The 13,900-nt window shown below is 70.7% G+C and carries 13 protein-coding genes and 1 pseudogene; 9 read left to right on the top strand and 5 right to left on the bottom strand.

Annotation, left to right across the window (positions count from 1 at the left end; genetic code table 11):
- Window positions 1-464: pirin family protein (locus G5C60_RS20100; protein WP_206439747.1), on the bottom strand; the 464-nt coding region annotated here is incomplete at its 3' end.
- 84 nt (window positions 465-548) lie between these two features.
- Here G5C60_RS20100 and fasR point away from each other — a divergent pair.
- From fasR to fabF, 5 genes are all read left to right on the top strand, one after another.
- Window positions 549-1,754 (top strand): fatty acid biosynthesis transcriptional regulator FasR, encoded by a 1,206-nt coding sequence (gene fasR / locus G5C60_RS20095; RefSeq protein WP_165261214.1) that lies wholly within the window; start codon window positions 549-551, stop codon window positions 1,752-1,754.
- Window positions 1,755-1,843: 89 nt separating this feature from the next.
- Window positions 1,844-2,758: an acyltransferase domain-containing protein gene (locus G5C60_RS20090; RefSeq protein WP_165261212.1), complete on the top strand. Its 915-nt coding sequence runs from the start codon at window positions 1,844-1,846 to the stop codon at window positions 2,756-2,758.
- 16 nt (window positions 2,759-2,774) lie between these two features.
- Window positions 2,775-3,806, top strand: a complete 1,032-nt coding sequence (locus G5C60_RS20085; protein WP_165261210.1) for a ketoacyl-ACP synthase III — start codon at window positions 2,775-2,777, stop codon at window positions 3,804-3,806.
- 99 nt (window positions 3,807-3,905) lie between these two features.
- Window positions 3,906-4,154 carry an acyl carrier protein gene (locus G5C60_RS20080; protein WP_165261208.1) on the top strand — a complete coding sequence of 83 codons (249 nt, stop codon included), beginning with the start codon at window positions 3,906-3,908 and terminating at the stop codon, window positions 4,152-4,154.
- Between the two features lie 85 nt (window positions 4,155-4,239).
- Entirely contained in the window at window positions 4,240-5,511 is a 1,272-nt protein-coding gene (fabF, locus tag G5C60_RS20075; protein WP_165261206.1) for a beta-ketoacyl-ACP synthase II, read from the top strand.
- 157 nt (window positions 5,512-5,668) lie between these two features.
- Here fabF and G5C60_RS20070 read toward each other — a convergent pair whose 3' ends face one another.
- On the bottom strand, window positions 5,669-6,163 hold the full coding sequence (locus G5C60_RS20070) for a DUF3145 family protein (protein WP_165261204.1): 495 nt from the start codon (window positions 6,161-6,163) through the stop codon (window positions 5,669-5,671).
- A gap of 248 nt (window positions 6,164-6,411) precedes the next feature.
- Between G5C60_RS20070 and G5C60_RS20065 the strand changes: the two genes are divergently transcribed.
- Window positions 6,412-7,323, top strand: coding sequence for an SGNH/GDSL hydrolase family protein (locus G5C60_RS20065; RefSeq protein WP_165261202.1), 912 nt, complete (start codon window positions 6,412-6,414; stop codon window positions 7,321-7,323).
- A 156-nt stretch (window positions 7,324-7,479) separates the two neighbouring features.
- On the opposite strand, the gene G5C60_RS20060 is transcribed toward G5C60_RS20065, so the two are convergent.
- Window positions 7,480-9,933 carry a glycoside hydrolase family 3 protein gene (locus tag G5C60_RS20060; protein ID WP_165261200.1) on the bottom strand — a complete coding sequence of 818 codons (2,454 nt, stop codon included), beginning with the start codon at window positions 9,931-9,933 and terminating at the stop codon, window positions 7,480-7,482.
- 116 nt (window positions 9,934-10,049) lie between these two features.
- Here G5C60_RS20060 and G5C60_RS20055 point away from each other — a divergent pair, with 116 nt between their 5' ends.
- The 3 genes and pseudogenes from G5C60_RS20055 to G5C60_RS20050 all read left to right on the top strand — a co-directional run bounded on the left by G5C60_RS20055 (window position 10,050) and on the right by G5C60_RS20050 (window position 12,139).
- The gene (locus tag G5C60_RS20055) at window positions 10,050-10,637 is read left to right on the top strand and encodes a TetR/AcrR family transcriptional regulator (protein ID WP_206439746.1); all 588 of its coding nucleotides are present in this window, start codon (window positions 10,050-10,052) and stop codon (window positions 10,635-10,637) included.
- A 28-nt stretch (window positions 10,638-10,665) separates the two neighbouring features.
- Window positions 10,666-10,752: pseudogene (locus tag G5C60_RS52180) on the top strand (LysR family transcriptional regulator); the annotation flags it as partial.
- Between the two features lie 139 nt (window positions 10,753-10,891).
- The gene (locus G5C60_RS20050) at window positions 10,892-12,139 is read left to right on the top strand and encodes a pyroglutamyl-peptidase I (RefSeq protein ID WP_165261196.1); all 1,248 of its coding nucleotides are present in this window, start codon (window positions 10,892-10,894) and stop codon (window positions 12,137-12,139) included.
- Window positions 12,140-12,142: 3 nt separating this feature from the next.
- Here the strand turns inward: G5C60_RS20050 and G5C60_RS20045 are convergent, their stop codons facing one another.
- Together G5C60_RS20045 and G5C60_RS20040 are read right to left on the bottom strand one after the other, a co-directional pair.
- The gene (locus G5C60_RS20045) at window positions 12,143-12,949 is read right to left on the bottom strand and encodes an EI24 domain-containing protein (RefSeq protein WP_165261194.1); all 807 of its coding nucleotides are present in this window, start codon (window positions 12,947-12,949) and stop codon (window positions 12,143-12,145) included.
- Window positions 12,950-12,993: 44 nt separating this feature from the next.
- A complete protein-coding gene (locus tag G5C60_RS20040) occupies window positions 12,994-13,857 on the bottom strand; it encodes a hypothetical protein (RefSeq protein WP_165261192.1) in 864 nt (287 codons plus the stop codon).
- Window positions 13,858-13,900 lie beyond the last annotated feature (43 nt).

Raw genomic sequence — 13,900 nt, 5'->3', positions numbered from 1 at the left:
CGCCGCACATGCAGCATCGCCCCCGCCTCCGGAACCGCGTACGGAGTGGAGTCCGCGATGCCGTGGACGATCTCGTACGCGGGATCGCCGCCCGGCGACAGCGGGGCGAGCCACATTTGCACGAAGGTCAACGGCTCGGCGCCGTCGTTGCGCTCCACGTGCCGTACACCGCCCGCCGAGCTGAGCCGCTGTACGTCTCCGGGCCTGACCACCGACACATGGCCCGCGGAGTCCCGGTGCGTCAGCTCTCCCGAGACGACCCAGGTCACGATCTCCGTGTGGCTGTGCGGATGCTCGTCGAAACCCGCGCCGGGCGCGAGCCGTTCCTCGTTGCAGGCGATGACCGCACCGAAGCGGAGGTTGTCCGGGTCGTAGTGGGGCCCGAAGGAGAAGGCGTGGAGGGACTCGATCCCGGCCGCCGAGTCGCCTCCGCGGTAGCGCTCCTGGGAGCGCCGTACATTCATCACAGGGCCCACGTTAGACCCGCGGCCACCCTCACCTGAGCCCCGCCGCCGCACACTCCCGTCCGGATAAGGCAGTCTTGTCCCGTGCCCGAACCCGAACCCAGCACCACCCAACCCGCTGCGCACGCCGCCCACGCGCACACCGCGACCCTGAAGCGGCTGGAGAAGTCCTCCGGAAGTCTCGCCGCGCAGGCCATCACGCGCATGGACGAGACACTGCCGTGGTACAGGGCGATGCCACCGGAGAACCGGTCCTGGATCGGTCTGGTCGCGCAGGCCGGTATCGCCGCCTTCACCGAGTGGTTCCGGCATCCGGATGCCCCGCAGGCCATCTCCACCGACGTCTTCGGCACCGCACCCCGCGAGCTGACCAGGGCGATCACCCTGCGCCAGACCGTCGAGATGGTCCGTACGACCATCGAGGTCATGGAGTCCGCGATCGACGAGGTCGCGGCACCCGGTGATGAGTCCGTCCTGCGCGAAGCCCTCCTCGTGTACGCCCGCGAGATCGCCTTCGCCACCGCCCAGGTGTACGCCCAGGCCGCCGAGGCACGCGGTGCCTGGGACGCCCGGCTCGAGTCGCTCGTCGTGAACGCCGTGCTGTCGGGCGAGGCCGACGAAGGTGCCGTCAGCCGGGCCGCCGCGCTCGGCTGGAACTCCCCCGAGCATGTGTGCGTGGTGCTGGGCACGGCCCCCGACGGTGACAGCGAGCTGACCGTCGAGGCGATCCGGCGGGCCGCCCGGCACGCCAAGTTGCAGGTCCTCACCGGAGTCCTCGGCGACCGGCTCGTCGTCATCGCCGGCGGCAGCGACAACCCGATCGGCGTGGCCAAGTCGCTGATCGGGCCCTATGCGGCGGGACCGGTCGTGGCGGGGCCCGTCGTGCCCGATCTGCTCGCCGCGACCCGCTCCGCGCAGGCCGCGGCCGCCGGGCTCAAGGCGTGTTTCGCCTGGCAGGACGCCCCGCGGCCGGTGCTGGCTGACGATCTGCTGCCGGAGCGCGCGATCGCCGGCGACCCGAGTGCGCGCGACCAACTGGTGGAGGAGATCTACAGACCACTGGAGGAGGCGGGGTCCGCTCTCCTGGAGACCCTGAGCGTCTATCTGGAACAGGCGAGCAGTCTCGAGGGCGCCGCCCGGATGCTCTTCGTTCACCCCAACACCGTGCGCTACCGGCTTCGACGTGTGACTGATGTCACCGGTTGGTCACCCTCCGATGTACGATCCGCCTTCACACTCCGGATCGCGCTGATCCTGGGGCGTCTGGCCGATGGAGATCCCCAGCTCTAGGCTTTTGTCGGGGGCCCACAAAACCCCCTGCTGTTCTTCGTCCCTGTCCCCACGGGCGGCATTGGCCGTCCACAAGAGAGAGTGTGAGGGTGCTCGTACTCGTCGCTCCCGGCCAGGGCGCCCAGACGCCCGGCTTCCTGACTCCTTGGCTCGACCTCCCCGGTGCCGCCGACCGTCTCGGCATGTGGTCGGACGCCATCGGGCTCGACCTTGCCCACTACGGAACGCAGGCCGACGCGGACGCGATCCGCGACACGGCGGTGGCGCAGCCGCTCCTCGTCGCGGCCGGACTCCTGTCGGCGTCCGCCCTCGGCGAGGTGGCACCGAGTGCCGTCGCGGGCCACAGCGTCGGTGAGATCACGGCCGCCGCCTTCGCGGGCATCCTGGACGACACGGCCGCCCTCGAACTCGTACGCAAGCGTGGTCTGGCCATGGCCGAGGCCGCCGCGATAACGCAGACCGGCATGTCGGCCCTGCTCGGCGGTGACCCCGAGACGACGATCCCGCATCTGGAGAAGCTCGGTCTGACCCCGGCGAACGTGAACGGCGCGGGCCAGATCGTGGCCGCCGGCACCATGGAGGAGCTGGCCGCCCTGGAGGCCGACAAGCCCGAGGGCGTACGACGTGTCGTGGCCCTCAAGGTCGCGGGCGCCTTCCACACGCACCACATGGCCCCCGCGGTCGAGACCCTGGAGCAGGCCGCCGCGGAGCTGACGCCGGCCGACCCGAAGATCACGTACGTCTCGAACAAGGACGGCAAGGCCGTCGCGACCGGCGCCGAGGTGCTGTCGCGCCTGGTCGGCCAGGTCGCCAACCCGGTCCGCTGGGACCTGTGCATGGAGACCTTCAAGGAGCTGGGCGTGACCGCGCTCGTCGAGGTGTGCCCGGGCGGCACGCTGACCGGTCTCGCCAAGCGCGCCCTGCCCGGCGTGCAGACGCTGGCGCTCAAGACCCCTGACGACCTCGACGCTGCTCGCGAGCTCATCGCCGAGCACGCTGCCTGACAAGGAGCCCGAGAGCATGTCGAAGATCAGGCCCAGCAAGGGCGCCCCGTACGCGCGGATCCTGGGCGTGGGCGGCTACCGGCCCACCCGGGTCGTGCCGAACGAGGTGATCCTCGAGACGATCGACTCGTCCGACGAATGGATCCGCTCGCGCTCCGGCATCGAGACCCGGCACTGGGCCTCCGACGAGGAGACCGTCGCCGCGATGTCGATCGAGGCCTCCGGCAAGGCGATCGCCGACGCCGGGATCACGGCCGAGCAGATCGGCGCCGTGGTCGTCTCCACCGTCTCGCACTTCAGCCAGACCCCGGCCGTCGCCACCGAGATCGCCGACAAGCTCGGCACGGCGAAGGCCGCGGCCTTCGACATCTCGGCGGGCTGCGCGGGCTTCGGCTACGGCCTGACTCTCGCCAAGGGCATGATCGTCGAGGGTTCGGCGGAGTACGTACTTGTCATCGGTGTCGAGCGCCTTTCCGACCTGACCGACCTGGAGGACCGCGCGACGGCCTTCCTGTTCGGTGACGGTGCGGGTGCGGTCGTCGTGGGCCCCTCCCAGGAGCCGCACATCGGCCCGACCGTCTGGGGCTCCGAGGGCGACAAGTCCGAGACCATCAAGCAGACCGTCCCGTGGAACGAATTCCGGATCGGCGACGTATCGAAACTGCCCCTGGACAGCAAGGGCAACATCAAGTTCCCTGCGATCACGCAGGAGGGCCAGGCGGTGTTCCGCTGGGCCGTGTTCGAGATGGCGAAGGTCGCGCAGCAGGCGCTGGACGCGGCCGGAATCACCCCGGACGATCTGGACGTCTTCATTCCCCACCAGGCCAACGAGCGGATCATCGACTCGATGGTGAAGACACTCAAGCTGCCGGAGCACGTCACGGTCGCGCGTGACGTACGCACCACCGGCAACACCTCGGCCGCCTCGATCCCGCTCGCGATGGAGCGGCTCCTGGCGACCGGCGAGGCGAAGAGCGGCGACACCGCGCTCGTCATCGGCTTCGGGGCGGGTCTCGTGTACGCCGCGACGGTCGTTACCCTCCCCTAGGCACCCCGTGCCAGATCCCCGGATCCGGTACGGACGCAACACCTGCCGCTGACGCGGCGGGCGCCACACCCTCTGGATATCTACGAAGGAGCGCCTCACATGGCCGCCACTCAGGAAGAGATCGTCGCCGGTCTCGCCGACATCGTGAACGAGATCGCCGGGATCCCCACCGAGGACGTCCAGCTGGACAAGTCCTTCACCGACGACCTGGACGTCGACTCGCTGTCCATGGTCGAGGTCGTCGTCGCCGCCGAAGAGCGCTTCGACGTCAAGATCCCCGACGACGACGTCAAGAACCTCAAGACCGTCGGCGACGCGACGAACTACATCCTCAAGCACCAGGGCTGAGCAAACCGCTCGGCTCGGTCGCTGAAGGCCCCGCCACCCGGCGGTGGCGCCGCTGATCCTCGTATCCGTTGGAGAAAGAATTCCCGTGAGCCCGACCAATCGCACCGTGGTCGTCACCGGTATCGGCGCAACCACACCGCTGGGTGGCGACGCAGCCTCGACCTGGGAGGGCCTGGTCGCCGGACGCTCCGGCGTCAAGCCCCTGGAGCAGGAGTGGGCCGCCGAGCAGGCGGTCCGTATCGCGGCCCCGGTCGCCGTGGAGCCGGGCGAGGTCATTCCCCGCCCGCAGGCCCGTCGCCTGGACCGCTCGGCGCAGTTCGCGCTGATCGCGGCCAAGGAGGCCTGGGCGGACGCCGGTTACACCGACAAGGCAGGCGAGGGCGCAGCCGTCGACCCGAACCGTCTCGGCGCGGTCATCGCCTCCGGCATCGGCGGCGTCACCACCCTGCTCGACCAGTACGACGTGCTCAAGGAGAAGGGCGTACGCCGCGTCTCCCCGCACACCGTCCCCATGCTGATGCCGAACGGCCCGTCCGCCAACGTGGGTCTCCTCGTGGGCGCCCGCGCCGGCGTGCACACCCCGGTCTCCGCCTGCGCGTCGGGCGCCGAGGCCATCGGCTACGCGATCGAGATGATCCGCACCGGCCGCGCCGACGTCGTCGTCGCCGGTGGCACGGAGGCGGCCATCCATCCGCTGCCCATCGCCGCGTTCGGCAACATGATGGCGATGTCCAAGAACAACGACGACCCGCAGGGTGCCTCGCGCCCCTACGACACCGCGCGGGACGGCTTCGTCCTCGGCGAGGGCGCGGGTGTGCTGGTGCTCGAGTCGGCCGAGCACGCCGCGAAGCGCGGTGCCCGTGTCTACGCGGAGGCGGTCGGCCAGGGCATCTCCGCCGACAGCCACGACATCGTGCAGCCGGAGCCCGAGGGCCTCGGCATCTCGCACGCGCTGCAGAACCTGCTCGACAACAGCGACCTGAACCCGGCCGAGATCATGCACGTGAACGCGCATGCCACCTCGACCCCGGCCGGCGATGTCGCCGAGCTGAAGGCGCTGCGCAAGGTCTTCGGCGACGACACCGACCACATGGCAGTCTCCGCGACCAAGTCCATGACCGGTCACCTCCTCGGTGGCGCGGGCGGCGTGGAGTCGGTCGCGACGGTGCTCGCCCTGTACCACCGGGTGGCTCCGCCGACCATCAACGTGGAGAACCTCGACCCGGAGGCCGAGGCCAACGCCGACGTCGTCCGCGGCGAGGCCCGCAAGCTCCCCGTCGAGGGCCGCATCGCCGCGCTGAACGACTCGTTCGGCTTCGGCGGGCACAACGTGGTGCTGGCGTTCCGCACGGTCTGAATTCGACCGTTCTTGCGCTGAACGGTGTGTGGCCCGGGCTCCCTTTTGGAGCTCGGGCCACACTGCGTTCGTTGTTCACTGCAAGCCGGTGGGGGCTGGTCGCGCCCACGCGGCGGAGCCGCAAATCGAAACAGCCCCGCGCCCCTTATGGGGCGCTTCAGACGACCTGGTGCAGCCAGCGCACCGGAGCGCCCTCGCCCGCGTACCGGAAGGGCTCCAGTTCGTCGTCCCAGGGCTTGCCGAGGAGCTTGGTGAGTTCGGACTCCAGGTCCGTCTCGCCGCGCTGGGAGCGGACGAGGGCGGCGCGCAGCCGGTCCTCGGGGATGAGGATGTCGCCGTGGATGCCGGTGACGGCGTGGAAGATGCCCAGGTCAGGGGTGCAGCTGTAGCGCTCGCCCTCGGCGGCGGCGGACGGCTCGGCCGTCACCTCGAAGCGCAGCATCTGCCAGCCGCGCAGCGCGGAGGCGAGTTTGGAGGCGGTGCCGGCCTCGCCCTGCCAGGAGAACTCGGATCTCCATGTGCCCGGCGCGGCGGGCTGCCGGATCCAGTCGAGATTGACGCGTGTGCCGAGCACGCCCGCGACTGCCCATTCGACGTGCGGGCACAGCGCGCGCGGCGCGGAGTGCACGTAGAGAACTCCACGTGTCGTCACTGGGACCTCCGGACAGAGCGGGCATCTTGTAACTTAGCGGAACGTCAGTGGCAGGGCAGCCACGGGGCGAGGCTACCGTGCGACGGCGCAAGGAGTGTGACGTACCGTCGGTCCCAACGCCTCGAAACGCCGAGGTTTCACCCGGGGGGACGCTTGTACGGGTGTGAGCCGTTGCACCTGACCGGTCGGGAACCCTCGTGCGTTGTTATTGGTTGGAACCCATGGCACGACGAGCGAGGGGATCTGGGATGCGAAAGCGTGGCTACCGATCACGTGCCGTCGTCGTGACCGCAGCCGCGGCGCTTGTGGGCATCGCGGGAGTGGCCGCATGTGACGCGAGCGGTGGCAACTCCCCAGCTCCCAAGGGCAGCGCCTCGCGGGCGAAACCCTCCCCGAAACCCACTCCCGCCTGGGACCGCAGCCCGCGCTCGCTGGCCGCGGTCGGCGACTCCATCACCCGTGGCTTCGACGCGTGCTCGGTGCTGTCCGACTGCCCCGAGGTGTCATGGGCGACCGGCAGCGACGCGAAGGTCAACAGCCTCGCGGTGCGGCTGCTCGGGAAGACCGGGGCCGCCCAGCGCAGTTGGAACTACGCCGCGACCGGCTCCCGGATGGCCGACCTGCCCGCCCAGATGGCCCGGGCGGTGACGAGGAAGCCGGAGCTGGTCACCGTGATGGCCGGTGCCAATGACGCCTGCCGTGCGACGGCGGCCGACATGACTTCGGTGTCGGACTTCCGCACCCAGTTCGAGGACGCGATGGGCACGCTGCGCGAGTCGCTGCCCAAGACCCAGGTGTACGTGTCGAGCGTGCCCGATCTGAAGCGGCTGTGGTCGCAGGGCCGGACCAACGAGCTCGGCAAGCGGATCTGGAAGCTGGGCATCTGCCCGTCGATGCTGGAGGACGCGGACGCCCTGGACTCCACGGCGACCCTGCGGCGCGACAAGGTGCAGGACCGGGTGGAGGAGTACAACGAGGCACTGGAAGAGGTGTGCGAGAAGGACAAGCGGTGCCGCTTCGACGGCGGGGCGGTCTTCGACTACCGGTTCGGCACCGCGCAGTTGAGCCACTGGGACTGGTTCCACCCGAGCACGAACGGACAGGCACGGCTCGCGGAGATGGCGTACCGCGTGGTGACGGCGGCGAAGCCGGCCGACTGACTGACGGACGGGGCCAGGACGTAGCCGACGGGGGCCACGGAGCGGAGTAGCCCCGGCCCGGACGTCAGGTTTCCGGACCGGGGCAGCTTGTCGGGAGCCTTCTCCCGTTCTCGGGGAGTCCTCTCCCTGCGTTCTCGGGGATTCTCTCCGCCGGGATCAGACGGTAATCGTCGTCGTGACACGGCGGTCCGCGATCGACCGCCCGGCCTCAACCTCGTACGAACCCTTCACAAAGGCCCACGCGTGCGTGGTCTCGTCCCAGATCTCGAAGGCACGGCGCGGGAGTTCGACGCTCACCTCGGCGCTCTCGCCGGGGCCGGCCTCGACGCCCGCGAAACCGGCGAGCCACCGGGCCGGGCGCTCGGTGTCGCCCTCCGTCGGCGCGAGGTAGACCTGAACGACCTCGCGGCCCGTGCGCGCACCGGAGTTGGTGACGCGGACCGTGGCCGTGGTGCCCTCGACCTTGACCGACTCGTACGTCCAGTCGGTGTAGCCGAGTCCGTGGCCGAAGGCGTACGAGGGGGTCCTCCCTGCACGCTTTTCCATGTCACGGTCCCAGGCGCGGTAGCCGATGAACACGCCCTCGCTGTACGGGAGTTCACCCCCGGAGGGGGTGACCTGGGTGACCGGGGCGTCCTCGAACGAGCCCCAGGTGGTGGGCAGTCGGCCGCCCGGTTCGTACGCGCCCGTGAGGACGTCCGCCAGCGCGGCGCCGCCCTCCTGGCCCGGGAACCAGCCGAGGAGCACGGCGGCGACCTGGTCGCGCCATGGGAGTTCCACCGGGGAGCCGGAGTTGACGATCACGACGGTGTTCGGGTTGGCGGCGGCGACCGCGCGGACGAGGTCGTCCTGGCGCCCTGGGAGCCGTAGGTCCTTGCGGTCGAAGCCCTCGGACTCGACGCGTTCGGTGGTGGCGACCACGACGACCGCGGTGTCGGCGCCGCGGGCCGCCTCGACGGCCTCGGCGATCAGCTCGTCGGGGTCGCGCTGCGGCTCCTGGTGGGCGAGCGTGAAGCCGACCACCTTCATGGTGCGGCTCTCGGGTATGGCCACGATGTACTTGAGGGAGACCTCCACCGGCTCGCCCGCGCGCAGTTCGGCCTCGGCGCGCGGCACCGGGGGTGCGAAGAACGCCTCGAACGGGTCGTCCCTTTCCGGGAGTTGGGGTCCGTCGAAGTAGGTGGTGCCGTCCACTTTCAGGGTGAACTCGCCCATGCCGCGCATGCCGAAGGTGTGCGGTCCGCTCTCGCGCGGGGTGAAGGTGCCGGTCAGCTCGACGCTGTGCAGGGTGTCGTGGGTGACGCCCTCGGGGAGGTCGTCACCCATCCACTGGATGTGGCCGCCCGGTACGGAGGCGGTGCCGATGACGTTGCCTTCGGCGTCCCGGCAGACGGCGCGCAGTTCGAAGCCCTTGCCGGCGGCGGCGAGTTCCTCGTTCGGGTCGGCGCCGACCGCGTACGTCAGGCTGCCCTCGGGCAGCGCGGCGGTGAGGCCGTCGAGCGGCGAGACGATCCGGGCGGGGAAGACGACGGCGGAGCCGCCGCCGAGGACTCGGGCGTCGCGGGCGGCGGCGCCGATGAGAGCGACCTTGTGCCCTTCGGGCAGCGGAAGGGCTCCTTCGTTGCGTACGAGGACGAAGGAGCGGCGGGCGACCTCGCGGGCCAGGGCCTCGCCGTCGACGGTGCCGGGCGGCTCGGTCACGGCCGGCTCGGCGCCCTCCAGGATGCCGACGCGAGCGGCGAGCCGCAGCACGTTCCGTACCGCCTCGTCGACCTTGGCCTCCGTCACCTCGCCGTCGCGAACGGCCTGGGCGAGCGCCTCGCCGTACACGGTCTGTGGGCCGGGCATCGCGATGTCCAGGCCGCCCTCGATGGCGCCGACGGTGGACCGGGCGGCCATCCAGTCGGAGACGTTGATGCCGTCGAAGCCCCATTCTCCGCGCAGGACTTCGCCCACGAGGTGGCGGTGCTCGGTCATCGTCGTGCCGTTGACCGAGTTGTAGGCGGTCATGACGCCCCAGGGGCGGGCGTCGGCGACGATGGCCTCGAAGGGGGCCAAGTAGAGCTCGCGCAGGGCGCGTTCGGAGACCACGTTGTTCACGGTGAAGCGGTCGGTCTCGGCGTCGTTCGCGACGAAGTGCTTGACGGTGGTGCCGACGCCGCCCTCCTGTACGCCCCTGACGTACCCGGAGCCGATCCGCCCGGTCAGATACGGGTCCTCGCTGTACGCCTCGAAGTGGCGGCCGCCGAGCGGCGAGCGGTGGAGGTTGACGGTGGGCGCGAGGAGGACGTGGACGCCCTTGCGGCGGGCCTCCTGCGCGAGGAGCGTGCCGGCGCGGCGGGCCAGGGCCGGGTCCCAGGTGGCGGCGAGCGCGGTCGGGGACGGCAGCGCGATGGACGGGTCGTCGGCGGTCCAGTGGACGCCTCGTACACCGATCGGGCCGTCCGACATGACCAGGGACCGCAGGCCGATCTCGGGCAGCGCGGGCAGGGACCAGATGTCCTGACCGGCGAGCAGCCGCGCCTTCGCGTCCAGGCCGAGCCTGCCGAGCGCGGCCTCGACCACCGCCTCACGCGCCTCGTCGGCCGGGGTGTGGGCTCGTCCCGCCATGCGGTGCCTCCTCGTTGAAGTCTGATCCGTCCGTCCATCCATCCTGCATCGTTTACCTGTAGATCGGTAGGTTCCGTTATCTTGCAGTTACATGAATCTTCACGTACATCATGCGCATGTCGTACGGTGAGGTCATGACGACGACCAGGGCGATCAGGGGCGCGGAGCGGCGCGCGGAGATTCTCCGGGCTGCCCTTGAGGTGATCGCCGAGCGCGGCTACCGGGGGGCGAGCCTGGCCGCGGTCGCCGAGCGGGTGGGGCTCACCCAGCAGGGGCTGCTGCACTACTTCCCGACCAAGGAGGCCCTGCTCGTCGCCGTCCTGGCGGAGCGCGACCAGTGGGACGCGGTGCCGGACTCCCGGTGGCGGCTCGATCTGCTCGGCTCGCTCGTCGAGTACAACGCGATGCGGCCCGGCATCGTGCAGACCTTCTCCGCCCTGCTCGGCGAGAGCGTCACGGAGGAGCATCCGGCACGCGAGTTCTTCACCCGGCGGTACGCGACCGTGCGCGCGACCATGGCGCAGGTGCTGCGCGCCGAGTACGGGGACCGGCTGCCCAGCGGGCTCACGCCGGAGCGGGCCGCTCCCCTGCTCGTCGCGGTGATGGACGGACTTCAGTACCAGTGGCTGCTGGCCCCGGAAGAAGTGGACATGCCCGGCGCCTTCCGGGACTTCCTCACGCTCCTCGGCGAGAGCGGGAGCTGACGGCGGCGACCACCTCGATCTCGATCTTGGCGGCCGCCCGCGCGTGGCGCATGTCGTCGCCGAGTGGACGGCGAAGCAGGGCTACGTGGCCGCCGGTCTCGGCATCACCCTGATGACCACGTGACCTCCTAACCTCCTGACCCGACCTCCTGGCCGGTGAGGTCACATGAGCTGTGCCCCATGGCGTACGTCCCATCCGTCACGCGATACTTCGGCCAGCCCGGCTTTCGCGTGATGGAAGGACCTGAACTGCCTTGACACATATACGTGTTCGGATCGGCGCCCTCGGACTTGCGGCTCTGCTGGCGGGTCTCGCGGCCCCGCCCGCCCTGGCGGCCGAGGAGTCCGCGGCCGCGCTCACCGTGGAGGAGCAGCGCCTCGACAGGGCGGCGCCCCAGGAGATCCTGCGTCGCTCCGGATTCGACGCGGTGGCACCGGAGTTCGCGCGGGCGCTGGGCAAGGCGCGGTCGTACGCGCAGGCCGAGCGGGTGGTCGTACGACAGGGCGGGGAGCTGTGGCGACGGGCGGTCGACCGGGCTCAGGGGCGGGGTCCGGCGGGCGGTGACCTGAGCCGGGACGACGATCGTCCGCTGTACTGGGCGCGGCTGGGCATGACCCGTGAAGTACGCCAGTGGGAGCCGGAGTTCGGCATCGGCGATGCCCAGCGCGCCCGGCTTCTGAGCGCACTTGAGCGGACCTCGCGCGGCCAGGACACCATCCGTTATCCGCACGGCAAAAGCGTCAAGCGGATCCTGGTCACCGGCTTCGATCCGTTCACGCTGGACCGGGACGTCCGGATCTCCAACCCCTCGGGGGCCACCGCCCTCGCCCTCGACGGCACGGTGATCGAGACGGCCGACGGCCCCGCCCGTATCGAGACCGCGCTCTTCCCGGTCCGCTGGCAGGACTTCACGGACGGAACGGTGGAGCGGACGCTGCGCCCGCATCTCCCCCGCGTCGATCTTTTCACCACGGTCAGCCAGGGCCGTGTGGGCCGCTTCGACGTCGAGCGCACCAACGGCGCCTGGCGGGGCGGTTTCCCGGACAACGAGAACCTCTCGCGCACCGAGACCATCCCGGTGACCGACCCGGTCTCGGGGCCCCAGTGGACGTCGACGACCTTGCCGTACAAGGAGATTGTGGCCGCGAGTACGGGTCGCTTCCCCGTGTACGACAACACGGCGGTGACCGAGATCCCGGCGGGCGGCACCGAGCCGGTGCAGCGGCCCGACGGTCCGACCCCGGGGTCGACGGCGCGCGAAGGCGGCGGCGGGAACTACCTCTCCAACGAGATCGCGTACCGGGCGACGCTGCTGCGCGACCGCCTCGGTCTGCGCGCCTCGCTGCCCGGCGGGCATGTGCACACGCCGGTGCTCCAGTTCGGCGCGGGCAACACGGATCCGGCGACGGGGGTGGTCACGGATGCGCAGTTCGTCCAGAACCGGCTGGACATCATCGCGCAGGTCCGGGCGATCGTGACGGTGGCGGCGGACGCGTCCTGAAGCTCACCAGGGAGTGACGCTGTCGCCCTGGGCCTGATTCTCGTCCTCGTTCTCGTTCTCTCCGGTCTGCTCGCCCAGCAGGTCGCGGGCCATCAGTGTGGCGCCCGCGACCGCGCCGGGCATCAGGAAGACGGCGACGAACGGGACGACGAAGGCGAGGGCGAGGGGCGTGCCGAAGCCCCATACCAGCGTCTTGCGGGAGCGCAACAGCGTGAGACGTTCGCGGAGTTCGACGCGGCGGCGTTGCAGCGCGACTCCTGTCAGCTCCTCGGTCAGGAAGAACCCGGTGACGATGAAGCCGATCACCGGTACGACGGTCTGGCCTACGAACGGGATGAACCCGAGCCCGAAGAGCAGCACGCCCCACACCGCGGCCCTGACGACGATCCGGAGGCTGTCCCTCGCCGAGATCAGCAGCTCGCGCCACAGCGGGAGTCCCGACTCGGGTGCCGTTCCGTCCGGTGAGACGTCGCGGTCCACCTTCTCGGAGAGGTTCTCGTAGAAGGGCTGGCCGATGAGCAGGGTCACGGCGGTGAAGGTGACGACGGCGAGGAGCAGGGCGAGGGCGAAGAGGACGGCCGTCAGGAACCCGCGGAAGAGGCCGAGCCAGGGGCTGGACCACTCGTCGGCGAACGGGGTGGCCCAGGCCACGAAGTCCGTGCCCCAGAGGGCGAGGGCGGTCAGCGCCGCCGCGTACAACACGAGCGTGATGAGCCCCGGGATCAACCCGAACCCGAACTGCTTCCCATGCCGGGCAACCCAACGCTGCCCCTGCACCAAGTAGCCGAATCCCACGCCCAGATCGCTCATAGGCGCACTTTATCCGGGCGGAGCACCCACGAACCCAACGGCCCTCACACGGGATGAACCGCCACCACAACCCCCTGGTCCGCCGCAGGCGACACCGCCGCCGACACCCGGACCGCCGCCGCCCGGGCCACCCGCCCCGCCCGGAAGGCGGACGCGAGGAGGAGGGGCTGGAGGTGTTCCAGGCCGGAGACGACGAATTCCTCACCGGCGATGAGGAGGGGGCGGCCCGCCTTCATGCCGGCGGCCGCCGCCTCCGTGAGGTCGGCCAGGGGCGGGAGCGTCGCGCGGATCACGCCCGCGCCGGCGGCAGCCGCCCGTTCCGCCAGGGCCACCTGCAGAGGCAGCAGCGGAGCCAGCGCGGCCGTCAGCGCGTCGGCGATGCGGCGGAGTTCGGGGGACGAGTCCCGCAGGACGTCCGCCGCGGCCCGTATCAGGGGAGTCACGGCGAGGAGCGTGCCCGCCGCCACCCCGGCCGCCGCGGGCAGTAACGGCGATGTGGCGTCGACGAGTTCGCCGAGCGCCTCCGCCGCCTCCTCGACGGCCGGCTCCACCGCGTCGAGTACGGGCAGCAGGCTGTCACCGAGCGCGGTGAGCAGGGCTTGGGCGGGCTCGCTGACGGGATGCACGGCGAGCGGCGCTCCGCTCGCGCCGAGCCGCGTCAGCGTGTCCACGATGCGGTAGAAGGCCTCCTGCGCCTGCGGTGAGGCGCTGGCCTCGGCCAGTTCGGCCGTGGTTTCCCGCAGTACCCGCAACGCCTCCGCCCCGGAACCGTCCCGCGGATCAAAGGTGTTGATGGCGATACGGGTGATATTGCCCGCGGTGTCCAGAAGTTGGCCGGTGATGTCGGTGGTGTTCCGTGCGATCCGTGCCACGTCATCCCTGCTGGGGAGCGACGGAATCGTTGCCATGGACTCTCCTCGCCTCACGCCCTGCGCTCCAGGGCCCGGCCTC

The sequence above is a fragment of the Streptomyces scabichelini genome (assembly GCF_011045015.1).
Lineage (GTDB): Bacteria > Actinomycetota > Actinomycetes > Streptomycetales > Streptomycetaceae > Streptomyces > Streptomyces scabichelini.
The sequence above is the reverse complement of the archived record's forward strand: the minus strand, read 5'-3'. Positions and strand labels throughout refer to the sequence as shown.